Genomic DNA, 25,541 nt, shown 5'->3' on the forward strand with positions numbered 1-25,541 from the left:
CATTAACTCTTTCCATCAGTCATCAGAAACGCAAGGCTTGCTTTTTCATATTTCACATAGGCTTCCCGTGGATGGCGGAATGAAACAAGCAAAGGAATCAGACGTGGAAGTAAACTAAACATGGTTATGATTACAAAAAAATGTCCGTAGGGAAAAGACGACCATGGAAAAATAGCTAAACAAGTAAAAAATACACCTAGACAAGTCACTGTCTCCATTTTTCTGTAATTTGCCAGTGACACCATAAGCGAATGAGTAACGCCCCACCAAGGAGACAACCAAGACAAGCTAGATAGTTGAAATGGCCGGGATAGAATAGAGGCATACACCCAAAAGGCTGTCATATGTAAAAGTGGGATGAAAATAAGACAACAAAGGAAAAGAATGAAAGAATACCAAGTCAGAGCTTGCCAGAGGCCCAGAATAAAAGTGGCCGTAATGATCCCAATTAGTTGTAACAGATAACCGCTAATTCCCCAACGAAAACGATATAGTAAGCGATAGCTGTAAATGGTCTGTTCTTTCATCAACAGGCCTCCTTTTTGTTCGTTCTATAGTATTATCGGTAGGTTGTATAGATAATTGTATCCTCCAATTGACAGGAAAATATAGGGTTATTATCATAGGGATTAATTGGTAATGTCAGGAAGACGGAGTGGAGATGCCATGAGTACAGCTTTCAGCAAGGAAAGAATCGCCATGGTCTGCTGGAGTATTTTCCGACAGGGAAACATATTTACTCTCCTATTCGTGGTGGTTGCTTTTTTGTGGTTTCATTTCTCTGAATGGTTCGATATGGTGTTTTGGCAAAGCTTTTTTATATCCCTACTATTATGTTTTCCTATTTTCTTATTATTGTTTTTCTATGAGTACCCCTTACATATACGTTGGTTTTTGCTAGGACCACTGTGTTTTGCAGGCCTCCTATGGTATAAATCATTATTGCTTAGTATGACTTTATATGCGGTCTGTCTTTATCTACTAGGGGTTACCGTGTTATGGGGTGTTTCCTATTTCTATGGAGGTAAGCATATCAGCTTTCCTATCCAATGGATACGCTTTATGAAAAGGCTAACTAGGGCTAGTGATTCAAGCAGTGGTAATATACTTGAACAATTGCCCAAAGCCTGGATCTTACTAATAGCGATGCAGGAAGCCTCTGTGGCATGGCAAGAATGGACGGTGAGTGAGAGTATCCTATCTCACTTTGTATTTGCGTTTGTATTATTTTTTTACAGTTATACGGTTCATCAATTGTTTTTTACATGGAAGCCTGTTGAGAATATTAATAATGCTAATAAGATTACTACACAGTATGTTTTTCCGGTTGAGCGAGTTTATCTAGTGGTATTGAATGGCTGTAATAAGGAACGATTATTCGAAGCTCACACCCCTTTTCTTGATTGGCTGCAACGAACAGGAACTAGTTGGGATAAGGTAGAGAGCGTATATCCGGCTGATACAAAGGCTTGTTTTTGCTCTCTTTTAACAGGAACCTATCCGTCTGAACACCAGATAAATAGCCATCTCGGTATTCGAAGGACATTGGAGAGAGAGACAATCTTTGATGTTTTACAACAAGCAGGTAAGTTAGGGACGATATTGGCTGAGGAGAGGATAAGCTGCCTATTTGATGAAAAAGCTCATCATGCTTATGTACAGGAAAGTCAACAGCCTGATAACTATCGAATAGAGCAAGCTATTCAAATCATAGATCAAGACAATCCAGAATTTCTTCTTGTGCAAATGACAGATATCTATCAAACAGGGATTGCATGTGGGGTCTCTTGTGACGAATATGTTGAAAAAATAAACCAGACAGATCAAATGATCGCGCAGTTCTATCATACATTAGACAAGCTTGGGAAGCTAAATCAAGCCGTATTTATTGTTTGTTCTGATCATGGAGTAGCGACAGGAATGGGTGGACGAGTACATCTGAGTCATAAAGAACGATACACCTCTCTTATCATGCATGGAACATCTATTCATCAAGGAAAAATCGTGACTACAAAGCGTTCGATAGTCTCTGTAGCTGCTACAATTGCTTATCTTTTAGCAGTTCCCTATCCGAAGCAAGCAAAGGGACCTGTTTTGTTAGAAGGGATGATCACGTATCAAAACGAAGATCATCAATTCCCCATTTTTGGGAATGATAAATTCGAGCAGATTATATGATAGGCAAGCGGAAGGAGCAGATCATACGTGAGCCAGGCAACGCTTGTGTACCTGCACTCGGTAGCTCCCATATCGTTACCTCGGGAATATCTTGAGGTACTAAGCACATGTGAGATAGATATCATTTCTGCAAAGGAATGGGAGCAGACAAATGATGAAATATCCGGTTGGCTTTTTACTGAAAGCCTGTCCACCCTAGAGTGGCAACAGTTTAAGCGTGATATAACAAGGTGTTTACGTAATAAACGCTTAAATAATCGACCCTATCTTGTACTTTTAGCAGGAGATAATCTTTCTGATATTGTGGCGTATGAGTTTATAAAGCGACTACAACCTTTCAAGGATTCGATTGAAATCATTCGCTTACTGTGCTGGATGGAGCAAAAAAGGGCTATACTCGGTAGCAGTATTTGCGAGTGTCTAGCCGAGAATGATTTTGCAGTACGAAATTGGCATGATCATTTGCGAAGAGCATTTTCCATACAAGGTTATATTTCATTCGTGTGCAGATATGAAGAAGCAGTTGAAATTGCGTGGGCACGCCAGATATTTTTGAATCAGAAAACAAGATTTTATCATCGGATAGCCTCCCGATGTGATGAGCTGGGGGCTAGAGCAAATATTGTAGGGCAAGGTCTGGGCATGGACAGACGAATTGGACAAGAGTGGCTATTCCCAAATGTTTATGATGAGAGGACGTTACAGCAAGAACAAGAATGGCTTGAGCGTGAGTGGAATTATTTGTTGCAACAAGTGAGTGTGAAGCGTGTAGCTATTTGGGGGTATTCTCCTATCCCTGGTGATATGCTTGCACAGCTTTCGTGCTTGGAAGTCTCTTGTTACTTGCAAGCGTGTCAGCAAAAAACGAACAATCTACCTAGCGATTGGCATTATTGCAATACTCCGCTTGAAGCAGCAAAACTGGCTGATGCTCTACTCATTCTGAGACATGATCAGGATATTCGAAGTATACGTTTAGACAACTTATACGAAAGTATGGCTAAGCCCAATGTTTTAGACGTAGTGGACTGTTTTCCATCATATGAAGCAAAACTTGAGAAAATATGCTATCGAACACTTGGTCAAAATCCGAACGTTTGGAATGGAACAGATTATAATGGGATATAATGGTTGATAAGCTTAGCGAAAAGGTAGGTGTCCCATATGGAAGACCACTCTCATCGCTGCATTATCTGCAATAGGGAACAAGCCGTTGGTATCTCCATTTTCAACCAATTCATTTGTTATACATGCGAGCAAGAAATGGTCAAGACCGACGTACGTGACGAACGTTATCCCTTTTATATTAAACAGATGCGGCAGATCTGGTTTAAAAAGAATGCATAATAACATGAAAAAGAGGCATGTCAATGGGCGATGCCTCTTTTCTTATGGGCTTTTGGACTTTTGAACATGGTACAATAGGGGGTACCGAAACAAAAGGACGTGAAAAAGATGATGCAAAATCAGGAAGATTTTTGGGAGAGACAGCGCCAAGCTCCGTTGTTTGATGCACTACAGAGGCATGCACGACAAACCCCCCATCCTTTTCATGTACCTGGGCATAAGATGGGGAGAAGCTTCGATAAGGAAGCAAGGTCTTTTTTTGAAAAATACTTGTCTATTGATTTAACAGAGATTACGGGGTTAGATGACTTGCATCAGCCTGAAGATATTATTGCTCAAGCACAGCAGCTGGCTGCAGAGGCATATGGAGCTGAAGACACCAAATTTTTAGTAGGTGGAACAACCGTAGGTAATTTGGCTACGATCATGTCAATTTGTCGACCTGGAGATAAAATTATTGTTCAGCGTAATTGTCATAAATCGGTTTACCATGGATTGATGCTTGCGAAAGCGGAGCCAATTTTTGTTGTTCCTGCGGTCGATGCAGAGACTGGTATTGCAGCAGGTGTGCGACGTGAAGACGTAGAGCGACTTTTGCTTGAGCATCCAGAATGCAAGGCTGTCTTTCTTACCAATCCGACTTATTATGGAATGGGTATTGATTTAGAAAAGATGGCTACCGTTGTTCATCGTTATCATATTCCATTAATCATCGATGAAGCACATGGTGCTCACTATGGTTTCCACCCCGACTTACCTGCCTCAGCCATGCAGAGTGGGGCAGATATTTCAATTCAGTCTACGCATAAGATGGGAACCGCTTTTACAATGGGATCAATGCTACATGCCCAAGGAGAGCTTGTTGATCGTAGTCGGTTGTATCGTTATCTGGCGATGCTACAGTCTTCTAGCCCATCTTATCCGCTAATGGCATCTCTTGATTTAGCACGTCGGCATATGGTGCTAGAGGGACAACAAGAGCTGGAGAAGGCTATTGGGCTTATTGAAAAAACGAAAGAACGCCTTAGCCATTTCGATTGGTTTACAGTAGCTGGGTGGAAAAAACAAACAGGGTACCAGACACTAGATCCGCTACGAATTGTAATTAATTTACATTCATCTCAGCTATCAGGGTTTGAATTGCAAACAAAGCTAGAAGAAGCTTATATTTATACAGAGTTAGCGGGACTGCATCATCTTTTGCTACTAGGGTCCACAGGCACAACAGAGATGGATTGTAAAAGGTTACTTGCTACTGTGGAGGAGCTGTCAAAACAAGTGAGGGGAGAAGGTCTGCGTGCTTTTGAAACGGGATTAGTCTCCTCCTGCTTTTTACGTAAAGTAGCTATGAGTATGCATGTAGCTGTAGACGAGGAAGCGGAATCTCTACTACTAGAAGAAGCACAGGGACGCATCTGTGCTGAGATGGTTATTCCATATCCACCAGGTATACCTATGATTGTTCCAGGTGAAGTCCTAGATGAACAAGTGATTTCTCTTTTGCAGGAATTACAGAGAAGAGAGGCTCGCTTTCATGGTGTGAAGGATGCTACTGTAAAAACCATTCAAGTCATAAAAGGTAAACATTGTTAAACGAAGGGGTATGGTGAACGCAGGCATGTTTATTTCATTAGAAGGTGGAGACGGTGCAGGAAAATCCACTGCAATTGCGCTTTTAGAAAAAAGAGTAACAGAACAGGGATTGGCGGTTTTAGTCACACGTGAACCAGGTGGGGTTGATATCGCTGAACAAATTCGTGAAGTTATATTGAATCGAGAAAATACAAAAATGGATGGGCGAACAGAGGCGTTATTATATGCAGCAGCGAGACGCCAGCATCTTGTTGAAAAGGTGATCCCAGCGTTAGAGCAAGGTAAAATTGTACTTTGCGATCGATTCATTGATAGTAGTTTAGCTTATCAGGGAGTGGCGCGAGGGCTACCTACAGACGAAATATTTGCCATTAATCAATTTGCTATTCAGGATCGTATGCCTGATCTTACCTTTTATCTTGACGTATCCCCAGAAGTGGGACTAGCTCGAATTGAAGCTAATTCTAATCGGGAAAAAAATCGTCTTGATTTGGAAAAAGTGTCATTTCACACTCGGGTACGTGAAGGATATGAACTATTGATTACTAAATTCCCAGAACGGATTGTTCGTATTAATGCTGACCAACCAATAGAGCAGGTAGTAGACGAAATGCTTACTATTATGCAAGAAAAAATAAAAAAAGCATAGACGGATAACCCGAAACAAAGAGCAGACGCATCATACAGTGTTTTCCTCGCCAGACGGTGAAAAGCAACAATGATGAGAGGCTCTTTTTTTCGTCGTAAGAAAAATTTGTTTGAATGAAAAATAGGTCGTACATGCTGTATAATAGGAAAAAGCACTAAGGAAGATTTCCTTGTGTGAAAGCTACAAAAATTACACCAAGTAGCTGTTTTGACATAACAATAAGGTAAGCCCCTTAAAAATAACAAATTACCAGATTTTATTTGATTTTTCCGATTAAGTAATGCACTTTTCTAAAGGAAAGTGGTACCCTTCAATCGAATTATAGCCAGAGTAATTACATGGTGTTACTGGTAAGAGAGCTAAGCACTACAATTGCGAAGCAGAAAGGATGAAATCACTATGAAAATGGTCATCGCTGTTGTGCAGGATAAAGACAGTGGGCGTTTATCACAAGCCCTTGTGAAAAAAGGATTCCGTGCTACAAAATTGGCCAGTACAGGAAGCTTTCTCCGCGCTGGGAATACAACGTTTCTTGTAGGGACCGATGATGGTCGTGTAACAGAGCTTATTACCATCATTGAACAGAACTGCCAATCCCGCAAACAGATGGTGACCCCTGTGTCGCCACTTGGAAGTGGAGTGGATTCATTTTTATCATATCCACTTGAAGTACAAGTGGGGGGCGCAGCCGTATTTGTGATGGACGTAGAGCATTTCCATTCTTTTTAGTTTCGGGTAAAGGTGAGCGGGAGTGAGGACCAAGTGAAAATTGATAATGGCATCAGACCTACATTTGAAGTAAAAGGGATAGGTCAACGCAGAGATGTATCTGTGGAAAAGATGAACTTTCGAGATATGGTTAAAGGTGAAGGGCAGAGATTGAACGAGGAAAGACTTCAGCTTCTGCTTACTGAAATAGATAAACATGGAGATATTTTGGCTCGCTCCCGCAATGTACGAGATTACTATTCGTATCGTAATCTTATCAAGCGATTTATGGAGGAAGCCGTTCGGTTTGGAATTACTCTCGACGAGCGTAAAGGAACCAATCGTCGAGGAAGAGGTCGTATTCATAAAATTATCAAAGAGATTGATGCTGAATTATTGGCATTGGCAGATGATCTATTGAGTGAGCAGGCCCCTCTGATAGATATGCTTTCTCGAATTGGAGAAATCAGAGGCATGCTAATTAATTTATATTTTTAGGTGAAAATAAATGAGCTGGAGTAATGTAGCAAAAAAACAAGAGCGCGTGTCGGAAATCTTAGCTAATAGTATGAAGCATGATCGTTTGGCTCACGCTTATCTATTTACAGGGCCAAAAGGGGTAGGCAAAATGGAAGTGGCCGAGCACTTGACCAAATCCATTTTTTGCTTAGATCAGCCCGGTGATGCTTGTGGGACATGCTTGAACTGTCAACGTATTCAATCAGGGAATCATCCTGATGTGTATCGAATCTCTCCAGATGGAGCATCTGTCAAAATAGAGCAGATAAGAGCCTTGCAAAAAGAAATGAAGATGCGTGCTGTTGAATCGAAGAATAAGGTTTATATTTTAGAGCATGTAGATAAAATGACAACCCAAGCGGCAAATAGTTTGCTGAAATTTTTAGAAGAACCACCAGTGGGTGTGCTTGCTTTGTTGCTATCTGAAAACAGCCATGCTATTTTACCCACAATTTTATCCAGATGCCAGACAGTAGTATTCAACCCTCTACCGGTTGAAATGATAGTGCAATCGCTTGTAAACGAAGGAATTACGAAGGGCTTAGCCCAAGTTGCTTCCCAAATTACAACAAATCTGGACGATGCCCGGCTATTAAGCCAATCAGAATGGTTTGCACAGCTTAAAGCTATGGTGATACAATTGGGAAGGGATTTGAAACAACGTGATTCCCAAGCGCTGTTTACGATTCAAGATCAATTTCAACGTAACGATAGATTAAAAGAAGAACTTCCTCTCTTTCTGGATTTGCTCATCCTTTGGCTGCGAGATATCCTCTATATTCAAGTAGGGCGTAGGGCCAACATCATCAACATAGACCAACAGGATGCATTAGAAGAGCAGGCCTTGCAATGGGCGCAAACCGAGATATTGCGAGGAATTGATGTAGCCATGGAGACAAGAAATCGGATAGAGCGTAATGCTAACCCACAATTAGCGTTAGAGCGACTTGTTCTTCATATCCAGGAGGGATAAATTTTGTACGAGGTGGTCGGAATCCGCTTCAAAAAAGCGGGTAAGATATATTATTTTGATCCTGACGAAATGCAGATAGACAAAGACAGTCACGTGATTGTTGAAACAGCACGGGGTGTTGAGTATGGCAAGGTCGTGATCGGACAAAAGACAGTGGAGGACTCTGATGTTGTTCTTCCTTTGAAAAAAGTGATTCGAATTGCCGACGACTCAGATGCTAAGCAAGTCGATGAGAATCGATCTGCTGCAAAAAATGCGTTTCAGGTGTGCCAAACCAAGATTAGAGAACATCAACTGGAAATGAAGCTGGTAGATGTTGAGTATACATTCGACCGAAATAAAATTATTTTTTATTTTACGGCGGACGGCCGCGTTGATTTTCGTGAATTAGTGAAGGATTTAGCAGCAGTTTTTCGTACGCGTATTGAATTGCGACAGATTGGTGTTCGAGATGAAGCTAAGATGCTTGGCGGTATAGGACCTTGTGGTCGAATGCTATGCTGCTCCACCTTTTTGGGTGATTTTGAACCGGTATCCATTAAAATGGCGAAAGATCAAAATCTCTCGCTTAATCCCGCTAAAATATCCGGTTTGTGTGGACGTCTCATGTGCTGTTTGAAGTATGAAAATGATAATTACGAAACAACGAAGGAAGAGATACCTGAACTAAGCTCATGGGTGAAAACACCAATGGGGGATGGCAGAGTTGTAAGCTTGAATATTTTAGGCAGGGTGGCTCAGGTTGATCTCCTAGAAGTAGGAAGAGTCATGGAGTTTACTTTTGATGAGATCGTAACAAGTCGACCAGAGATCGGATAGAGGACGGGTAGCGAGAGGTGATGAAGTTGGAGAAACAGGAAATCTTCGCTAAAATCGCGAGCATGGAAGAGAGAGTGGGCGAACTCTATCAGGAGATTGGCAGCCTAAAAGACGTGATCGTCAACCTTTTGGAAGAGAATGCTCAGCTTCTCATTGAAAATGAACACTTGCGTAACCGATTCCAGAAAAGGGTCGATCAGTCTACTTCCAAAAGGCAAAGTGCTGGCCAACAAAAAAGGGTAGCAACCAGTCAAAAGATAGTAGGCAATCAAAAAATAGTGGGCGAAGGATACGATAACCTTGCGCGACTATATGCGGAAGGATTTCATATTTGCAACGTACATTATGGTAGTATAAGAAAAGAAGGCGATTGCCTGTTCTGCTTATCTTTTTTAAGCGGTGGACACAAGTGATACGAAAAACAAAAGCGACCTGATGTCTATTACACAGACGGGTCGCTTTTTACTGATAAATTGATAGTATAGCTACCTTCTGATTGATAAGAGAGGATACAATATGACAGAAAAACAGCAGGTTCCCTTGTATGATACAGAACGGATTGACGATTTGTTAACCTACGAATTAAAAATCATTCAAAGTCATGAAGTGTTTTGCTTTTCTATGGATGCAGTGTTACTTGCTCGTTTTGCACAGGTACCTAAAAGGGGAAAAGTGTTAGATTTCTGCACAGGTAATGGAGTGCTCCCGCTCTTAATGAGCACAAGGACACCATTTGCCGAATTTGAAGGTATTGAATTACAAGAACGATTGTTTCACATGGCAGACCGTAATGTAATCATGAATGGGTTAGAAAAACGTATTACTATTCATCATGGTGATGTACGTAAGGCAGTAGAGAGATTTGGAGATAGTAAATATGATCTCATCACCTGTAATCCACCATATATGCCTCCGATCACAGGAGAGGTAAGTAAAAATGATCATCGTGCCATAGCACGTCACGAAATTCATCTTACATTAGATGATGTACTACGAGTTGGAAGTAGGCTACTGAAGAATGGTGGTAAGCTGGCATTAGTGCATCGTGCTACTCGTCTGATCGATATTGTTACTGGAATGAGAATGTATGGAATCGAGCCTAAACGTATGCGGTTCGTGCATTCCCGCCAAGACAGTGAACCTAACATGGTACTTGTGGAAGGGATACGCGGAGGGAAACCGGAGCTTCGTATACAACCTCCACTGATTGTGTATAAGCAGGGGGAAGAGTATTGCGATGAATTATATGAAATCTATTATGGAAAGCGAGATTCCCTCACATAAAAGTCATTTTGTATATATGTTACAATGTGCAGATGGTTCGTTGTATACAGGATACACAACGGAGATACAGCGTAGACTCAAGCAGCATAGAATAGGGAAGGGTGCCAAATATACAAGAGGGCGTTGTCCTATTGAATTGGTGTATTGGGAGGAAGGCGCTGATCGATCATGGGGACTTAAAAGGGAAGAACAAATTAAACGTCTTCAACGCTCAGCAAAGGAAAGTTTGATTTTATTTGGCAATCCGCCGGTTCAATCTACTTTGATTGATGAAATAACCATTTAGGAGTTACGATAGATGAATATACAAAAGAGTTTTGCTCAGGACAAAAGCACAGGTATCCTATATCTGGTGGCAACACCTATCGGAAATTTGGATGATATAACAGTCCGTTCTTTGCAGACATTGCGTGAGGTGGATGTTATTGCTTGTGAGGATACACGCCAAACCAGAAAGCTCCTTACTCATTTTCAGATAGAAAAACGTACACTTAGCTATCATGAACACAATAAAGCAGCTAGTGGACCCGAATTAATTAACTGGCTGTTAGATGGAAAAAACATTGCTCTAGTTAGTGATGCCGGATTACCTGCCATTTCCGACCCTGGTGCCGACCTTGTCCGAGAAGCGATTGACGCTGGTTGTACGGTGGTTCCTATACCTGGTGCTAATGCAGCGTTAACAGGATTGATTGCCTCTGGGTTACCTACTGAAAAATTTGTGTTCTGCGGTTTTTTACCACGTGATAAAAAGCAGCGTAAGGTAGAACTGGATCGTTTAGCTCTTTACCCAGAAACGTTGCTGTTCTATGAAGCACCCCATCGTATTACGAAAACGTTGGGCGCTATGCAAGAGGTATTGGGGGATCGTGAGACGGTGCTGGCAAGAGAGCTGACCAAAAGATACGAGGAATTTGCCAGAGGCACGATGTCTGAGCTGATTGAGTGGCTAGAGCAAGCAGAGATTAGAGGAGAGTTTTGTATAATTGTTTCTGGCTTTGATGGTCAACTTTTAATTGAAGAAGATGCAGAGATTTGGTGGAGTACCTTCAGTCTCAAAGAACATGTGGATCATTATACAGAACAGGGAATGTCTATTAAAGAAGCGTGTAAAAGAACAGCTGAGGATCGAAAGCTGACACGTAGAGAAGTATATAATGAATACCACCAAGACTAATTGATAAGAATTATGTCAGATATTCAAGAAAAAAGGCTACTGCTCTTTATAAAGGAGCAATAGCCTTTTATTATTATGAATTCGTTTGGGAACTATCGTCAAGCAAGGATGCCATCTCTTGAATACAAGACTTGCTGATCATTTTCCCTTTATAATAAACCAGGTCTTCAGCGTTTCCTGTGAAGATACAAGCAGGTTCATATTTTTTAAGGATGATGCGTTCTCCGTCAACAAAGATTTCCAGTGCATCCTTCTCTGCAATCCCAAGTGTACGACGAAGTTCAATTGGAATTACAACACGTCCTAATTCATCTACTTTTCTTACAATACCAGTTGATTTCATACCCTTCAAGCTCCTCTCAAACTCTTAAAAAAAGTGGGTGGATCCTGTATCGATGAATACCGAATATTTATCTATTAATCGTCAATATTCGACAATTTATTATAAGGTTATGATACCAGTGATTACCAAAGGTGTCAATGGTATTTTTACATTTATTACAATTTACATGAATAAAACGTGATAATCACGAAATAACAGTAACAATTATATTAAATTAGAGGCTAAAAACCCCTTTGTATATGAATATGTCAGAAATCTTTTTTCATAAAAGCTGGAAAATGTCATACGACAAATTAACCTAATAATGGATATTAATATAGAAAAATGTCGAATTATATGCGGAGATTCGACATTTTTTTGGCGAAAAAGAAACCTATCGTAAATCCCTTGACATTATGTTTATGAACAGATAATTTAGTATACAATAGAAGTATCATTTTTATAGTAAACGTTGATGGGAAGAGTACACTTCCAGAGCTTATTTAGAGAGCTGGGGCAGGTGAAAGCCAGTTAAGCGAAAGAAGTGGAAGATGGTCCTTGAGTTTCGTTCATGAACAGCCATTGTAGGAAATGGCGGATAAGGGGCGACGTATTCCTGCGTTATAGGAGAGTAGCTGTTGACTACTTACCGAGTCCGTTTCTGTGAGGAAACGGAGCATTTGGGTGGTACCGCGAGTACAAGACTCGTCCCAATTAGGGGAGGAGTCTTTTTTGTATGCGTAAAAACATATCTAGGAGGGTGCATGACATGACGAAAAAGCCAACTTTTTATATTACAACGCCTATTTACTATCCAAGTAATAAGCTACATATCGGGAATGCCTACACAACGATTGCTGCAGATGCGATGGCACGTTACAAAAAATTGCGTGGTTACGATGTATACTATCTGACAGGTACAGACGAGCATGGTCAAAAATTGCAAGAACGTGCTGCTGCAGAAGGATTAGCTCCTTTACAGTTTATTGATCCTGTAGTTGATTGGATTAAAGACTTATGGTTAAAACTAGACATTTCTTATGATGATTTTATCCGTACAACAGAGGAACGACATGAAATTATCGTTCAAAAGATATTTAAACGCTTAGTCGATCAAGGTGACATTTATCTAGGCGAATATGAAGGATACTACTGTGTGCCAGATGAAGCGTTTTGGACAGAAACGCAAGCGAAAACCGATAAAGGCTACTTCTGCCCAGATTGTGGACGTCCTGTTGAGATGGTAAAGGAAAAGAATTATTTCTTCCGTATGTCTAAGTATCAAGACAGACTACTTGCTCATATTGAGGCAAATCCTGACTTTATCCAGCCTGAATCTCGTCGCAATGAGATGGTAAATAACTTTTTAAAACCTGGCTTACAGGATTTGAGTGTGTCTCGCAGTACATTTGATTGGGGTGTAAAGGTACCAACAGATCCAGAGCATGTGATTTATGTATGGATTGATGCGCTTGCTAACTACATTACAGCGCTTGGTTACTTATCTGACAACGATGAAAAGTACCAACGTTACTGGCCTGCTGATGTTCATTTGGTAGGAAAGGATATTCTGCGTTTCCATACGATTTATTGGCCGATTATCTTGATGGCGTTGGATCTTCCATTACCTAAACAAATTTTTGGTCACGGTTGGTTGTTGATGCCAGATGGTAAGATGTCTAAATCGAAAGGGAATGTTATCGATCCTAAATTCTTAATTGAGCGTTATAGCTCTGATGGGGTTCGTTACTTCCTGCTTCGTGAGATCGCCTTTGGTCAGGATGGAGTATTTACACCAGAAAGCTTTATACAACGCTTAAATTACGACTTGGCAAACGATCTAGGTAACTTGGTCAGTCGTACGATTGCTATGATTGAAAAATATTTCGACGGCATCATTCCAAATCCAAGTCAATCAGGGGAATTCGATGATCAATTAATAAAGCAAGCGCTTGTAACGAAACAGTATGTAGAAGAGCATTTAGACGAGATGCGCTTTAGTAATGCACTGAGCCATCTATGGGATCTAGTGAGCCGCACAAATAAATATATTGATGAAACACAACCATGGGCTTTGGCTAAATCTGAAGAAAATAAAGAGCGGCTAGCAACTGTCATGTATAATTTAGCGGAAAGTATCCGCATTACTTCTATTATGTTGCAACCATTTATGACCAAGACTCCAGCCAAAATTTGGGCTCAACTGGGTGTTGCAGAACAAGAGTCTGTATTGACATGGGAACAAGCTGGTGAATGGGGAAGATTACCAGTCGGGATAAAGGTAAATCGCGGCGGAGAATTGTTATTCCCACGCCTTGATGTTGAACAGGAGCTATCTTATATTGATGCAAGCACAGCAGAAGCTCGCAAGCAGGCAGAAGAGAATAAAAAGAAACAAGATGCATTGAAAGGGGAAGGAAAAGTGAACGAAGAGAAAAAAGAGACAGTTGAATCAAAAGAAAAGGCTTCTGAAACAAAAGATTTAATCGGAATTGATGATTTTGCTAAAGTTGAATTACGTGTAGCAGAGGTAAAAGAATGTGCTGCACATCCAAATGCGGATAAATTATTAATTTTACAAGTTGATTTAGGTGATGAACAACGCCAAATCGTATCAGGAATTGCAAAATACTACAAACCAGAGGATTTAGTTGGTAAAAAGGTTATCGTAGTAACAAACTTGAAGCCTGTAAAATTACGTGGAGAAATGTCTCAGGGTATGATTTTAGCTGCTTCTCATGGTGACCAATTAACAGTTTCTACTGTTGACGCCAGCATGCCGAATGGTTCTGTTGTAAAATAGACTAGCAAGCTAATAGATAAGAAGAATTTTGCTTAAAAGCAGTGCGGGAGCCTTGTGTGGCGTTCGCACTGCTTGCCTTTTTTGAGTCATGATCTCAACGGTAAACGATATCAATACAGGTTATGAAATAAAGGAGGGAAATCCATGCTGTTTGATACACATGCACATTTGAATGCGGAACAATTTGATGAAGATCGCGACGACGTAATTGCTCGTGCGCAGGCAAATGGAGTAAGTACGATTGTGAACGTTGGTTTTAACCGCGAAACAATCCCTACAACAATGGAGCTTGCTGAGAAGTACGACTTTATTTACGCAGTTGTTGGCTGGCATCCACAAGATGCTATTACTATGAAGGAACAAGACCTAGAATGGTTAGAAGAATTGAGTAAGCATCCTAAGGTTGTTGGACTTGGAGAGATGGGTCTGGACTATTATTGGGACACGTCACCACGTGATGTACAAGCAGAGGTATTCCGTAAACAGATTCGTCTGGCTCGAAAATTACAAATGCCTATTATTATTCATGACCGAGATGCACATCAGGATATTATCGATATCCTGCGAGAAGAAAAAGCAGGAGAAGTAGGTGGCATTATGCATTGCTTCTCTGGTAGTTATGAATTGGCTAAGATGGCTTTAGATATGAATTTTTATATTTCTTTTGGAGGGCCTCTTACTTTTAAAAATGCAAAAAAACCAAAGGAAGTAGCAGCAAAAATTCCGCTGGAGCGTCTTTTAATTGAAACGGACTGCCCATATTTAACACCTCATCCATTTAGAGGTAAGCGAAATGAATCAGCTTATGTCAAATATGTTGCAGAAGAGATGGCTCAGATTCATGGATTGCCATATGAGGAATTGGCAAAAATTACGGCTGATAATGCACGTCGTTTGTTTAACATTAGAGAAACTATATTATAATGAAGGAACGGGTAAGCCTGATTGATTTCATCTAGAAATTGGTCGGGCTTTTTTTATGGGAATGTGTTGTCTCATGGTGGAAAAGTAGCTTTCTAGCAAGTACTTTCTATAGAATGTTTGGAAAATGTTTTCAAGAAAATTCTCTTATTTTTGTATAAAAAAGTGATATAAATTCAATTGATTAGTATAAGTGAATTTTTAATATATTTAAAACTAAAAAAGAGAATTTTACCTGTTTATTTTCCATTATTGGTAAACAAAATATAATGTGACCAAATAAAAGCAAGTATATAACAGAAAATATTTTATTGAAATTTCAAAAAGTATCAATATATATAAACTTTTAATGGGTTTTTATTTTTTTGTTACAGGATTGTCACATGATAGCTAGGCGATGAGTAAAAATTAAATACGTTCTATCGATCTGCATATTGACATAACATGTTTTCGTAGGTTCCCTTTCTTACGCTTTTTTTAAAGTGTGTTTCGTGCCCTGTCGAACGAAAGCGAGGAATCGACAGAATTGCTCGACAGAAAACTGCTTTCATTCTCCGTGGCTTATTTGGTAAGGTAAAAGACATGTTGAGAGACATAGGAATAGCTGGATTTTTCGTAAAAAAATCAGCCGCACAATCTGGAGAGGAAAAGGGGGAGAATTTGACAAAAGAAAAAAAGTGATATAATATCCTTCTCAGGCTTAAAAAAGGAGTGTGGGGAATGGAATTAGGTAAAATCTGGGTACCGCACAATCGATTGTTCCTCTCAATTTTAGGAGCTGCAACCTTTGTGTTGTTATCAGTGGGTATCTACTTCTTTAACCTATCTACCCAGCCAAAGCAAGTAACGTTAGTCATTGATGGGGTATCCCAGGAAGTCATGACTACGGCAAAGACGGTTGAGCAATTATTACAAGAAAAACAAATTCAACTTACCGATAAAGATAGTATTCAACCAGGCTTGGAGACATCTGTTGAAAAAGCCATGACCGTTGATTTGCAAACGAGCTGGGCAATACCTGTCCAAATTGCCGGACAGAAGACTATGGTTCATACAACAAAACGTACAGTAGCCGGTGTTTTGGCGGATGCAGGTGTCAAAGTAAGCCAGAAGGATAAAATAAATCCATCTGTAGATTCAAAGCTGACGAAAGATACGGAAATTTCTGTCATTAGAGTGGAAGAAAAAGCAGTTCAAGTCAGTAAAGATATCGCTTTTCGAGAAATACGCCAAAATGACACTTCCCTCAACAAGGGAGAAGTGCGTGAATTAAAAAAAGGTCAAGCTGGGAAAGCTGTACTGCACTATAGTGTAGTACTGGAGAATGGTAAAGAGGTATCCCGCAAACTGGTGAAAACCGACGTGGTAACAGAAAAACAAGACCGCGTTTTGGCAGTGGGTACGAAGAAACAAGAAGTTATGGCGGCTTCCCTACCTTCGCGTGGTGGAAAAAATATTCGCTCAAAACGCGTCTTGAATAATGTAACTCTTACAGCCTATGCTCCGAACGCTGGCGGCGGATACGGAAGAACAGCAATGGGTGTAAAAGCTACAGTTGGAAAAACAGTGGCAGTCGATCCCAAATTGGTTCCATTAGGCTGGTGGGTCTATATTGAGGGCATCGGTTATCGTCGTGCAGAGGATACCGGAGGAGCCATCAAAGGGCACAAGATGGATGTATATTTGGGTAGCGAATCAGAAGCAATGAGATTCGGTAGAAAAAAAGGATACAAAGTACATGTAATCGGCCCGAAGTTGCCGTAACAGCTACTTTAGGAAAAAGGCAGGAGTCTCTCCTGTCTTTTGTTTTGTTAATAAATGTGGTAAGCTGTTTGAATCTCTATACTTCTTATACGCAAGTAAGCTTGCTTTCGTTTCCTATTTTAGGACAAATAAAAAAATTTTTTTTGCAAGCAAGTACACAAGAACGAAGGATGGATTAACGGATGAAGATCAAAGAGGTTATCGTGGTGGAAGGACGAGACGATACGGCCGCAATTAAGCGGGCAGTCGATGCTGATACCATTGAGACAGGTGGTTCCGCAATCAACGAGGTAACCCTTCGAAAAATAAAGATGGCACAACAGAAACGCGGCGTGATCATATTTACCGATCCAGATTATCCGGGTGAACGCATTAGAAAAATTGTTAGTCAATATGTGCCCGGATGTAAGCATGCTTTTATAAAAAAAGAGGATGCTAGAAAAAAGGGAAGAAACCTGGGTGTGGAGCATGCAACACCGGAAGTAATTAGACAGGCTCTTTCTGATGTAAAAACAGAATTCCTAGAGGGTCAGGGAGAAATTACCTTAGAACACCTCGTGCAAGCCGGAATGGTAGCGGGAATGGATACAAAGCATCGTCGTACCCGTTTAGGAGAGATATTGGGCATCGGTTACTCTAATGCTAAACAACTGGGTAAAAGGCTAAACATGTTTCAAATCAGTAAGGCAGAATTTGATGCTGCTGTGAACCAGATTGATTCAGAACAAGGGGGAAGCTAGTAGATGACGGCTGGATATAAAGATATCGCAACTCCGACCAGAACGCGGGAGGTCATTGAGAAGTATGGCTTTTCCCTAAAAAAAAGCTTGGGACAAAACTTTCTAACCGATATAAACATTTTGCATAACATCATAGATGCTGCGGAGCTCTCTAAAGATAAAGCTGTTATTGAGATAGGACCAGGTATTGGAGCTTTGACGGAGCAGCTTTGTCGAGCAGCAGGAAAAGTAATGGCGATTGAGATCGACCAACGACTCTTGCCAATTTTGGAGGAGACACTTTCTCCTTACGATAATATCACAGTGGTTCATGGTGATGTATTGAAGCTGGACGTGGCTGCCCTTATAGAAGAACACCTAGCTGGGTGTACTGGAGTAAGTGTGGTAGCTAACCTGCCTTATTACGTAACGACACCAATTCTTATGGGGTTGTTGGAGTCAGGTATTCAGCTTGATCATATTGTTGTCATGATTCAAAAGGAAGTGGCAGAGCGCATTGCCGCTAAACCTGGTACGAAGGATTATGGCTCGCTAAGTGTAGCAGCTCAATTCTATGCCGAGACTAACATAGAGATGATTGTGCCAGCCAGCGTATTTATTCCTAGACCTAATGTTGATTCAGCGGTCATCAAGCTGTCTATTCGTAAGCAACCAATCGTAGAGGTAGCAGATGAAAAGCTTTTCTTCCGGATTGTAAAAGCTTCCTTCGCTCAAAGACGCAAAACGTTATTGAATAACTTAGTTACCAACTATTTTGGTAAAGAAAAGAAGGAGCTGGCTTTACAAGCGCTGGAGGAAGCTAATATTCTGCCAAGCAGACGTGGAGAGACGCTATCTATTCAGGAATTTGCTACATTAGCCAATACCATTCACCGATTATAGATAAAATAAGTGTATGCCCTATCCTTCACGAAAAGGATAGGGCATTTTTTATGGAAGGTGAGATATTTTTCGATGAGAAATGACAAAAATGTCCTAAAAAATTCATTGACAAAAAGCTCATTTGGTTGATATAATTTTTCGTTTGTTTGACAAACTAAGGATAGGCTGTTATACTTGTACATAAGCGAGGTGGATAATTGGAATGGCTAGGAACGCGTTAGTTGATATTAAACGCAGTTTGGACGGACACATTGGAGAACGTATCATGCTTAAGGCCAATGGCGGTCGTCGTAAGACCGTCGAGCGGACTGGCATCCTAGAAGAGACATACCCCTCAGTATTTGTAGTTAAGCTTGATGACGACCAGTTATTTGAACGAGTTTCTTACAGCTATGCTGATATTTTGACGGAAACCGTAGAACTAATGGTATGTCGAGACGATACACACATAAAGATTACCTTTATTCAACAGTAGAGCCTATGTTCTACTGTTTTGTTTTACCCTTTACTGATCATACTAACTTTGTCAGTAAGTAAGGGAGGCTGAAGCACGATGAGTCGAAGAAGAGGCATCATGTCCGAGGAGTTCAAAAATGAATTAGCCAAGGAATTGGGCTTTTACGACACCGTCAAAAGCGAAGGCTGGGGTGGCATTACAACCCGCGATGCTGGTAACATGGTGAAACGAGCAATTCAAATTGCCGAAGAAGCATTAGCTAGACAATCGACAAAATAACTTACTGACATCCAAAAGCCGTAGGGAATTCCCTCGGCTTTTTTGTTTCTTATTGACTTTCCCACTCGCAAGTGGCAAGCTTATTTCTGCCTGTGATAAAATCAGAAGAAGAGATTAGGATAAGCTGAGGTGAACACGGTGCGAGTTTCAATCAAAGCTCCCGCAAAAATAAATCTTACATTGGACGTACTCTCCAAGCGACCAGATGGTTATCATGAAGTTGAGATGGTTATGACTACGGTTGACTTGGCCGATCGCGTTGACCTGACATTGTTGGAGTCAAGAGATATCCTAATCGATTGTTCCGCAAGCTTTGTTCCAAATGATATGCGAAATCATGCATATAAGGCAGCCAAGCTATTACAAGAGCGTTATTCGGTCAATAAAGGTGTCCATATCTATATAGACAAACAAATTCCTGTTGCAGCAGGTTTAGCAGGAGGAAGCAGCGATGCAGCTGCAACGCTAAGAGGCTTGAATCGTTTGTGGAATTTGAGGCTAAGTCTGGATGAATTGGCTTTGATTGGGGAAGAGATCGGTTCTGACGTACCTTTCTGTGTGTACGGAGGGACAGCCCTGGCTAAAGGCCGAGGAGAAAAACTCAGACACATGATCAGTCCGACCCCCTGCTGGGTGATATTGGCCAAGCCGCCGATCGGTGTTTCCACAGCAGATGTGTATGGAAACTTGCGGGTCGATCAGATTAAGAAGCATCCAAAGACAGAAAAGATGCTACAAGCTATAGGCGAGCAAGATTTTTCTTTAATGGCAAGATCGTTGGGTAATGTCTTGGAAGAGGTTACACTTACTCGTTATCCTCAAGTCCGTCAAATTAAAGAGCTTATGCTAGAATCAGGGGCAGATGGTGTACTGATGTCAGGAAGTGGACCCACGGTATTTGCTTTGGTACAAAAAGAAGCTAAGGTGCATCGGATCTATAATGCATTGCGAGGATTTGTCAAAGATGTGTATGCAGTCCGAATGTTAGGCGAAGCAGAGATGGAAATACTTGATTAAACACGTACATTAATGTTACATTATGGTAATAATATACGGCTTTTTGTTTGGAGGAAGAATTGATGAGAAAATTGCGCAGAAGCGCGAGGTTAGTGGACATGACACAACATCTGTTAGCTCATCCACACACATTGATTCCCCTGACATATTTCTCAGAAGAATATGGTTCGGCCAAGTCCTCTATCAGTGAAGACTTGTCCATTATCAAAGAAGCATTTGAGTCTCAGGGAATCGGTGACCTACGTACGTTAGCAGGTGCGGCTGGAGGAGTTAAATACATCCCACGAACCACTCATGAACATGCCGCAGCGTTTATGGAAACATTGATTATGGAATTGGCTAAACCTGAGCGTTTATTGCCAGGCGGATATTTGTATATGTCTGATATTCTTGGCGATCCTAAAACCTTAAATCATATTGGAAAGTTACTTGCCTCGGCTTTTCGTCAAAGTGATGTAGACGTAGTAATGACGGTAGAAGCAAAGGGTATTCCGCTTGCTTATGCGACCGCAAGCTTTTTGAATGTCCCTGTGGTGGTGGTAAGAAGAAACAATATGGTAACAGAGGGCTCAGTAGTAAGTATTAATTACGTATCTGGTTCCAGTAAACGCATTCAGACGATGTCTCTTGCCAGACGTGCACTCCCAGAACAGTCTCGTGTCCTAATTGTGGATGATTTCATGAAAGCAGGTGGAACCATTCAAGGTATGATGGACCTGTTGCAGGAGTTCAAGGCTACGGTTGTGGGTTGTGGCGTGTTTGTAGAAACAGCAGATGATGAGGATCGCTTAATTGAAGATTATATTTCACTTGCTAAGCTACAAGAAGTAGATGTCAAAGAAAAACAAATAATGATTGAACTAGGTAGTTATTTTTCCAATAAAGAAGAATAATACACTAGATGTAATGGGTCCTTATAGCTTAGCTATGAATGGGACCCTTTTCTATATCAAAATAAAGAAAAGACAGATAAAAATATTTTTTACAATTTTTCGGAAAAAAAGCAGGAATATTTAACCATCACGTTGAAAATATACGCTATCCGACATAGATAAAGGGAGTGAACATGATGGAAGTAACTGATGTAAGACTTCGCCGTGTTAATACGGACGGCAGAATGAAAGCGATTGCCTCAATTACCATCGACCACGAGTTTGTGGTTCATGATATCCGCGTAATTGATGGGAACAACGGAATGTTTGTGGCTATGCCTAGCAAACGCACTCCTGATGGTGAATTCCGAGATATTGCCCACCCAATTTCTTCAACAACTCGCGAAAAAATTCAGGCAGCAGTTCTATCTGAATATGAGCGTGTCGGAGTTGAAGAAGAAGCGCAGATTGAAGCGGGAGCATGATGAAAAAGAGCTGGCATTCGCCCTGTATCGGTGAATGCCTAGGCATTTTACAAACGTCCTAATTCTGAAATTAATGAAAAATGAAATAAAAGGGCACCTGTTTTTAGGTGCTTTTTTATTTTTTTCGGCATAACTGGTTCATTTATTAAGTGCGGTAACATTTTTCTAGGGCTTCTATAATATTGTCTTTATCAAACCCCTCTCCAATGAAGACGGCCACCATTTTTGGCCCGAAATTGGTAAAAGGAAATAAGTGTACCTGTGTTTGAGTTTGCTGGAAAGAAATTAGGTCATCTTGTCCAATAAATTGCACGTATCCTTTGGCGCGGTAGATTGTTTTGGGAAGATCGTACAGAAAGTCTTCAAAGGCTTCAGCGTCAACTGGACCCCTGAAATGGTATGAAAATGTATCAATAGAATGAAAAAGGGAAGGCTGGTTTGGTTTAAATCCTAATGTTTGTTTTAATTTATCTAATGGAGAAAATCGGCCAATCGTTTTTTGAACAGGAATAGAGGGGGATACATTTGACATTTCCCTACTTTGAGCAAGCCGTTTTACTTGTAGCAGCTTCTCCAAATCCATTTCTGTACGTATCGTCACATGTATAGGAGCATGGGCGTTTGCCTCCTGAAGCTTTGCTTTTACTTTTGTTAATATATCTTCTTCCACTAAGTCAACTTTGTTTATGATTAATAGGTCAGCATATTTAACCTGATTCCGAATCGTTTTAATTAAAGCTCCACCGGCTTGAAAAAAAGAAGTCAGCTCTAGATACCTCGAAGCATCTATGACACTGATAATTCCTTTTAAATTCATTTTGTCATAAAGCTCGGGATGCGTCATGGCATCAACTACTTCAATGGGATCGGCTACACCTGTTGTTTCAATGATGAGGTGCTCTGGTTTTATATTTTGCATGATTTCCTTGAGATTTTCTGTCAGCTCTCCGCGAATGGAGCAACAGATGCAACCATTTAGCATTTTTTTTACTGGAAAACCAAATCCCTCGACTTGCTCCCCATCTACATCTTCTTCTCCCATTTCGTTCATCATGACAACAACATTACTGCTCTGATCACGCAGATAGGCTAGCAGTTGTTGTAGCAGAGTCGTCTTTCCGCTACCCAGATAACCTGTCAATATATATACATCTGTACTCATTTCATCCTCCTTGTATTTTGAATAAAATAGAGTATGTTACTTAAATAGTAGTTGTTTTATGGAGAGTTATCAAATAGGAAAAGTTTCATCATGTCTTGAAATGAACACCTATTTTAAGATATAGTCATGATGGAACTTCAGTATGTTGGAGGGTTAACATGTCTATTATACATGCGGTAATTCTTGCTGCTGGTCAGGGAACACGTATGAAATCCAAATTGTATAAAGTACTGCATCCTGTATGCGGCAAGCCAATGGTTCAGCATGTTGTGGATACTTTGGCTTCCATGCAAGTAAACGATGTGGTTGTAGTAGTAGGACACGGAGCTGATAAAGTTCGTGATACGCTACAAGACCGTGTTCAATACGCCATGCAAGCAGAACAATTGGGAACAGCTCATGCAGCTTTGCAAGCCAAGGATTTCTTAAAGGACCAAGAAGGAACGACCCTGCTTTTATATGGGGACGTGCCATTGCTCTCAAAGGAAACACTTGCCAAGCTATTGGCTTATCATGAAGAGCAGAACGCTGCTGCTACCGTTTTAACCGCTTTAATGGCCGATCCAACTGGATATGGTCGTATTGTTCGAAATGAAAGAAATGAAGTGTTACGGATCGTTGAGCATAAGGATGCGACGGACGAGGAACGTAACATTGCAGAAATTAACACAGGTATTTATTGCTTTGATAATCGTAAGCTTTGGGAAACATTATCCAAAGTGAAAAATGATAATGCTCAGAGTGAATACTATATCACCGATTGTGTGGGTATTCTACGAGAAGCGGGCGAGAAAGTATCGGCTTATGCTGCCCAAGACCCCGATGAGACTATGGGGGTTAACGATCGCGTTCAGCTTTCTGAGGCAGAAGCTTATATGCGTAAACGCATTGCTATTGAACACATGAAGAACGGTGTTACTATCATTGATCCAGCTTCTACCTATATTGAAGCAGATGTAGTGATTGGAGCCGATACAATAATTGAACCGAATTCCTATTTGCGAGGAAAAACGGTTATTGGCACAGACTGCAAAATTGGCCCACAGACTGAACTAACCAATATGCAAGTGGCGGATAGTGTAAGTATCTCTTATTCCGTACTAGTGGACAGCCAAGTGGATGAACAGGCTACAATTGGTCCGTTTGCGTATGTACGACCTCAGACACATATTGGCTCTCGGGTAAAAATTGGAGATTTTGTGGAGCTGAAAAATGCTAAAATTGGTGCAGGAAGTAAAGTTCCTCATCTCAGCTATCTAGGAGATGCAGAGATTGGTCAAGGTGTTAATGTTGGATGCGGAACAATCTCCGTGAATTATGATGGAGCGAAGAAGCATAAGACGATAGTAGGCGATCGATCCTTCATCGGATGCAACTCAAACTTAGTTGCACCTGTGACGGTAGGTCATGATGCTTACGTTGCTGCCGGTTCGACCATTAATCAAGATGTACCAGATGGAGCGTTTGCCATTGCGCGTGAACGCCAAACCAATAAACTGGACTACGCGGTAAAACTACCACGTAAACAAAGCGAATAAGAATAACGGGAGGCTTTTAACAAGATGGCTAATTATCGTGACCCGAAGCTGAAGGTTTTCACTTGCAGTGCCAATCCTAAATTGGCTCAGGAGATTGCTGAACATATCGGCTTAAACGTGGGCAACATGGAGACAGCAAGATTCAGCGACGGTGAGTGCCAAATCAAGCTAAATGAGAGTGTGCGTGGATCAGACGTATTCATTATCCAACCTACTTGCGCACCAGTTAACGAACACTTGATGGAGTTACTGGTTATGGTCGACGCTCTAAAACGTGCTTCTGCCAAAAGCATTAACGTTGTGATTCCGTATTATGGATATGCAAGACAAGATCGCAAAGCGCGTTCTCGTGATCCAATCACAGCGAAATTAGTGGCAAATCTTATCGAAACAGCAGGGGCGCAGCGTGTGATTACAATGGACTTACACGCAACGCAAATTCAAGGTTTCTTTGATATCCCTGTAGATCATCTGTTGGGAGTCCCAATCTTGGCTAAATATTTCCAAGAGAAAAATCTCTCAGACGTTGTTGTTGTATCACCAGATCACGGAGGAGTTACACGTGCTCGTAAACTGGCTGAACGATTAGAAGCCCCAATTGCCATCATTGATAAACGCCGTCCTGAACCAAACGTAGCTGAGGTTATGAATATTGTTGGTAACATTGAAGGTAAAACAGCTATCATCATTGACGATATCATTGACACAGCCGGAACGATTACTTTAGCTGCTAATGCATTGGTAGATGCAGGTGCTCGTGAAGTGTATGCTTGCTGCACACATCCTGTACTCTCTGGTCCTGCTATAGAGCGTATCCAAAATTCCATGATTAAGGAATTGATTGTCACAAACACGATTCCTTTAGATTCAGACAAATTAATTGATAAGGTGAAGGTATTGTCTGTGGCTCCATTGATTGGAGAAGCGATTATCCGTGTTCACGAAGAATTGTCAATTAGTAAATTGTTCGATTAAAATTACAGTATAGTTGATAAACACAACCTCCTCTGGACAAGCTAGAACTGTCTTAGATCTACTTGGTCAGAGGAGGT

Annotated in this window: 28 protein-coding genes and 1 other annotated feature; of the genes, 25 read left to right on the plus strand and 3 right to left on the minus strand. The window is 40.9% G+C overall.

Annotated elements, in window-relative coordinates:
* Positions 1–2: 2 nt before the first annotated feature.
* Positions 3–527 (minus strand): hypothetical protein, encoded by a 525-nt coding sequence (locus BrL25_RS10385; protein WP_018672351.1) that lies wholly within the window; start codon positions 525–527, stop codon positions 3–5.
* Positions 528–1,062: 535 nt separating this feature from the next.
* Between BrL25_RS10385 and BrL25_RS10390 the strand changes: the two genes are divergently transcribed.
* The 13 genes from BrL25_RS10390 (at position 1,063) to rsmI (ending at position 11,247) form a co-directional block, all read left to right on the plus strand.
* Positions 1,063–2,178, plus strand: coding sequence for an alkaline phosphatase family protein (locus BrL25_RS10390; RefSeq protein WP_236847624.1), 1,116 nt, complete (start codon positions 1,063–1,065; stop codon positions 2,176–2,178).
* 27 nt (positions 2,179–2,205) lie between these two features.
* Positions 2,206–3,306: a hypothetical protein gene (locus tag BrL25_RS10395; RefSeq protein ID WP_018672349.1), complete on the plus strand. Its 1,101-nt coding sequence runs from the start codon at positions 2,206–2,208 to the stop codon at positions 3,304–3,306.
* Positions 3,307–3,342: 36 nt separating this feature from the next.
* Positions 3,343–3,525 (plus strand): sigma factor G inhibitor Gin, encoded by a 183-nt coding sequence (locus BrL25_RS10400; protein WP_081621625.1) that lies wholly within the window; start codon positions 3,343–3,345, stop codon positions 3,523–3,525.
* A gap of 108 nt (positions 3,526–3,633) precedes the next feature.
* Positions 3,634–5,118, plus strand: a complete 1,485-nt coding sequence (locus BrL25_RS10405) for an aminotransferase class I/II-fold pyridoxal phosphate-dependent enzyme (RefSeq protein ID WP_026315221.1) — start codon at positions 3,634–3,636, stop codon at positions 5,116–5,118.
* A gap of 25 nt (positions 5,119–5,143) precedes the next feature.
* Positions 5,144–5,767: a dTMP kinase gene (gene tmk, locus BrL25_RS10410; RefSeq protein ID WP_018672345.1), complete on the plus strand. Its 624-nt coding sequence runs from the start codon at positions 5,144–5,146 to the stop codon at positions 5,765–5,767.
* Between the two features lie 399 nt (positions 5,768–6,166).
* Positions 6,167–6,496, plus strand: coding sequence for a cyclic di-AMP receptor DarA (locus tag BrL25_RS10420; protein ID WP_003333929.1), 330 nt, complete (start codon positions 6,167–6,169; stop codon positions 6,494–6,496).
* Between the two features lie 33 nt (positions 6,497–6,529).
* Positions 6,530–6,973 carry a YaaR family protein gene (locus BrL25_RS10425; RefSeq protein WP_018672344.1) on the plus strand — a complete coding sequence of 148 codons (444 nt, stop codon included), beginning with the start codon at positions 6,530–6,532 and terminating at the stop codon, positions 6,971–6,973.
* Between the two features lie 10 nt (positions 6,974–6,983).
* Positions 6,984–7,967 carry a DNA polymerase III subunit delta' gene (holB, locus tag BrL25_RS10430; RefSeq protein WP_018672343.1) on the plus strand — a complete coding sequence of 328 codons (984 nt, stop codon included), beginning with the start codon at positions 6,984–6,986 and terminating at the stop codon, positions 7,965–7,967.
* Between the two features lie 3 nt (positions 7,968–7,970).
* Complete coding sequence (locus tag BrL25_RS10435; protein ID WP_018672342.1) at positions 7,971–8,786, plus strand: PSP1 domain-containing protein; 816 nt, start codon at positions 7,971–7,973, stop codon at positions 8,784–8,786.
* A 26-nt stretch (positions 8,787–8,812) separates the two neighbouring features.
* Complete coding sequence (yabA, locus tag BrL25_RS10440; RefSeq protein WP_018672341.1) at positions 8,813–9,199, plus strand: DNA replication initiation control protein YabA; 387 nt, start codon at positions 8,813–8,815, stop codon at positions 9,197–9,199.
* 103 nt (positions 9,200–9,302) lie between these two features.
* The gene (locus tag BrL25_RS10445; RefSeq protein ID WP_018672340.1) at positions 9,303–10,070 is read left to right on the plus strand and encodes a tRNA1(Val) (adenine(37)-N6)-methyltransferase; all 768 of its coding nucleotides are present in this window, start codon (positions 9,303–9,305) and stop codon (positions 10,068–10,070) included.
* Positions 10,024–10,356 (plus strand): GIY-YIG nuclease family protein, encoded by a 333-nt coding sequence (locus BrL25_RS10450; RefSeq protein WP_018672339.1) that lies wholly within the window; start codon positions 10,024–10,026, stop codon positions 10,354–10,356. Before BrL25_RS10445 ends, BrL25_RS10450 begins: the two co-directional genes overlap by 47 nt.
* A gap of 12 nt (positions 10,357–10,368) precedes the next feature.
* On the plus strand, positions 10,369–11,247 hold the full coding sequence (gene rsmI / locus BrL25_RS10455) for a 16S rRNA (cytidine(1402)-2'-O)-methyltransferase (RefSeq protein ID WP_018672338.1): 879 nt from the start codon (positions 10,369–10,371) through the stop codon (positions 11,245–11,247).
* A gap of 73 nt (positions 11,248–11,320) precedes the next feature.
* Here the strand turns inward: rsmI and BrL25_RS10460 are convergent, their stop codons facing one another.
* The gene (locus BrL25_RS10460) at positions 11,321–11,590 is read right to left on the minus strand and encodes an AbrB/MazE/SpoVT family DNA-binding domain-containing protein (protein WP_018672337.1); all 270 of its coding nucleotides are present in this window, start codon (positions 11,588–11,590) and stop codon (positions 11,321–11,323) included.
* A 442-nt stretch (positions 11,591–12,032) separates the two neighbouring features.
* Positions 12,033–12,285, plus strand: a binding site (T-box leader).
* 53 nt (positions 12,286–12,338) lie between these two features.
* On the opposite strand from BrL25_RS10460, the gene metG reads away from it, so the two are divergent.
* The 10 genes from metG to spoVG all read left to right on the plus strand — a co-directional run bounded on the left by metG (position 12,339) and on the right by spoVG (position 21,789).
* Positions 12,339–14,372, plus strand: a complete 2,034-nt coding sequence (gene metG / locus BrL25_RS10465) for a methionine--tRNA ligase (protein ID WP_018672335.1) — start codon at positions 12,339–12,341, stop codon at positions 14,370–14,372.
* Between the two features lie 144 nt (positions 14,373–14,516).
* Positions 14,517–15,296, plus strand: coding sequence for a TatD family hydrolase (locus BrL25_RS10470; RefSeq protein WP_018672334.1), 780 nt, complete (start codon positions 14,517–14,519; stop codon positions 15,294–15,296).
* A gap of 717 nt (positions 15,297–16,013) precedes the next feature.
* Complete coding sequence (locus BrL25_RS10475) at positions 16,014–17,057, plus strand: resuscitation-promoting factor (protein ID WP_018672332.1); 1,044 nt, start codon at positions 16,014–16,016, stop codon at positions 17,055–17,057.
* Between the two features lie 182 nt (positions 17,058–17,239).
* A complete protein-coding gene (gene rnmV, locus BrL25_RS10480; RefSeq protein WP_018672331.1) occupies positions 17,240–17,797 on the plus strand; it encodes a ribonuclease M5 in 558 nt (185 codons plus the stop codon).
* A gap of 3 nt (positions 17,798–17,800) precedes the next feature.
* Positions 17,801–18,679, plus strand: a complete 879-nt coding sequence (gene rsmA, locus BrL25_RS10485) for a 16S rRNA (adenine(1518)-N(6)/adenine(1519)-N(6))-dimethyltransferase RsmA (RefSeq protein WP_018672330.1) — start codon at positions 17,801–17,803, stop codon at positions 18,677–18,679.
* Between the two features lie 202 nt (positions 18,680–18,881).
* Positions 18,882–19,154 carry a biofilm formation stimulator Veg gene (veg, locus tag BrL25_RS10490; protein ID WP_003333913.1) on the plus strand — a complete coding sequence of 91 codons (273 nt, stop codon included), beginning with the start codon at positions 18,882–18,884 and terminating at the stop codon, positions 19,152–19,154.
* 78 nt (positions 19,155–19,232) lie between these two features.
* The gene (locus BrL25_RS10495) at positions 19,233–19,415 is read left to right on the plus strand and encodes a small, acid-soluble spore protein, alpha/beta type (RefSeq protein ID WP_018672329.1); all 183 of its coding nucleotides are present in this window, start codon (positions 19,233–19,235) and stop codon (positions 19,413–19,415) included.
* Between the two features lie 138 nt (positions 19,416–19,553).
* Positions 19,554–20,432, plus strand: a complete 879-nt coding sequence (gene ispE / locus BrL25_RS10500) for a 4-(cytidine 5'-diphospho)-2-C-methyl-D-erythritol kinase (RefSeq protein ID WP_018672328.1) — start codon at positions 19,554–19,556, stop codon at positions 20,430–20,432.
* 62 nt (positions 20,433–20,494) lie between these two features.
* Positions 20,495–21,325, plus strand: coding sequence for a pur operon repressor (gene purR, locus BrL25_RS10505; protein WP_018672327.1), 831 nt, complete (start codon positions 20,495–20,497; stop codon positions 21,323–21,325).
* A gap of 176 nt (positions 21,326–21,501) precedes the next feature.
* A complete protein-coding gene (gene spoVG / locus BrL25_RS10510) occupies positions 21,502–21,789 on the plus strand; it encodes a septation regulator SpoVG (protein WP_003343428.1) in 288 nt (95 codons plus the stop codon).
* A gap of 145 nt (positions 21,790–21,934) precedes the next feature.
* Here spoVG and BrL25_RS10515 read toward each other — a convergent pair whose 3' ends face one another.
* A complete protein-coding gene (locus BrL25_RS10515) occupies positions 21,935–22,951 on the minus strand; it encodes a CobW family GTP-binding protein (RefSeq protein ID WP_018672326.1) in 1,017 nt (338 codons plus the stop codon).
* A gap of 158 nt (positions 22,952–23,109) precedes the next feature.
* Between BrL25_RS10515 and glmU the strand changes: the two genes are divergently transcribed.
* Both glmU and BrL25_RS10525 read left to right on the plus strand, forming a co-directional pair.
* Complete coding sequence (glmU, locus tag BrL25_RS10520) at positions 23,110–24,489, plus strand: bifunctional UDP-N-acetylglucosamine diphosphorylase/glucosamine-1-phosphate N-acetyltransferase GlmU (protein WP_018672325.1); 1,380 nt, start codon at positions 23,110–23,112, stop codon at positions 24,487–24,489.
* A gap of 24 nt (positions 24,490–24,513) precedes the next feature.
* Entirely contained in the window at positions 24,514–25,464 is a 951-nt protein-coding gene (locus BrL25_RS10525; RefSeq protein ID WP_018672324.1) for a ribose-phosphate diphosphokinase, read from the plus strand.
* The last annotated feature ends 77 nt before the right edge of the window (positions 25,465–25,541 follow it).

It is taken from the genome of Brevibacillus laterosporus DSM 25, assembly GCF_002706795.1.
In the GTDB taxonomy this organism is placed as follows: Bacteria; Bacillota; Bacilli; order Brevibacillales; family Brevibacillaceae; genus Brevibacillus_B; species Brevibacillus_B laterosporus.

Bases quoted from the DNA above. Each gene is read 5' to 3' on its own strand.
- BrL25_RS10385 (WP_018672351.1), bottom strand. From the start codon at position 527: ATGAAAGAACAGACCATTTACAGCTATCGCTTACTATATCGTTTTCGT.
- BrL25_RS10390 (WP_236847624.1), top strand. From the start codon at position 1,063: ATGAAAAGGCTAACTAGGGCTAGTGATTCAAGCAGTGGTAATATACTT.
- BrL25_RS10400 (WP_081621625.1), top strand. From the start codon at position 3,343: ATGGAAGACCACTCTCATCGCTGCATTATCTGCAATAGGGAACAAGCC.
- BrL25_RS10405 (WP_026315221.1), top strand. From the start codon at position 3,634: ATGATGCAAAATCAGGAAGATTTTTGGGAGAGACAGCGCCAAGCTCCG.
- tmk (WP_018672345.1), top strand. From the start codon at position 5,144: ATGTTTATTTCATTAGAAGGTGGAGACGGTGCAGGAAAATCCACTGCA.
- BrL25_RS10420 (WP_003333929.1), top strand. From the start codon at position 6,167: ATGAAAATGGTCATCGCTGTTGTGCAGGATAAAGACAGTGGGCGTTTA.
- holB (WP_018672343.1), top strand. From the start codon at position 6,984: ATGAGCTGGAGTAATGTAGCAAAAAAACAAGAGCGCGTGTCGGAAATC.
- BrL25_RS10445 (WP_018672340.1), top strand. From the start codon at position 9,303: ATGACAGAAAAACAGCAGGTTCCCTTGTATGATACAGAACGGATTGAC.
- BrL25_RS10450 (WP_018672339.1), top strand. From the start codon at position 10,024: ATGAATTATATGAAATCTATTATGGAAAGCGAGATTCCCTCACATAAA.
- rsmI (WP_018672338.1), top strand. From the start codon at position 10,369: ATGAATATACAAAAGAGTTTTGCTCAGGACAAAAGCACAGGTATCCTA.
- BrL25_RS10460 (WP_018672337.1), bottom strand. From the start codon at position 11,590: ATGAAATCAACTGGTATTGTAAGAAAAGTAGATGAATTAGGACGTGTT.
- metG (WP_018672335.1), top strand. From the start codon at position 12,339: ATGACGAAAAAGCCAACTTTTTATATTACAACGCCTATTTACTATCCA.
- BrL25_RS10470 (WP_018672334.1), top strand. From the start codon at position 14,517: ATGCTGTTTGATACACATGCACATTTGAATGCGGAACAATTTGATGAA.
- BrL25_RS10475 (WP_018672332.1), top strand. From the start codon at position 16,014: ATGGAATTAGGTAAAATCTGGGTACCGCACAATCGATTGTTCCTCTCA.
- rnmV (WP_018672331.1), top strand. From the start codon at position 17,240: ATGAAGATCAAAGAGGTTATCGTGGTGGAAGGACGAGACGATACGGCC.
- rsmA (WP_018672330.1), top strand. From the start codon at position 17,801: ATGACGGCTGGATATAAAGATATCGCAACTCCGACCAGAACGCGGGAG.
- veg (WP_003333913.1), top strand. From the start codon at position 18,882: ATGGCTAGGAACGCGTTAGTTGATATTAAACGCAGTTTGGACGGACAC.
- BrL25_RS10495 (WP_018672329.1), top strand. From the start codon at position 19,233: ATGAGTCGAAGAAGAGGCATCATGTCCGAGGAGTTCAAAAATGAATTA.
- purR (WP_018672327.1), top strand. From the start codon at position 20,495: ATGAGAAAATTGCGCAGAAGCGCGAGGTTAGTGGACATGACACAACAT.
- spoVG (WP_003343428.1), top strand. From the start codon at position 21,502: ATGGAAGTAACTGATGTAAGACTTCGCCGTGTTAATACGGACGGCAGA.
- BrL25_RS10515 (WP_018672326.1), bottom strand. From the start codon at position 22,951: ATGAGTACAGATGTATATATATTGACAGGTTATCTGGGTAGCGGAAAG.
- glmU (WP_018672325.1), top strand. From the start codon at position 23,110: ATGTCTATTATACATGCGGTAATTCTTGCTGCTGGTCAGGGAACACGT.
- BrL25_RS10525 (WP_018672324.1), top strand. From the start codon at position 24,514: ATGGCTAATTATCGTGACCCGAAGCTGAAGGTTTTCACTTGCAGTGCC.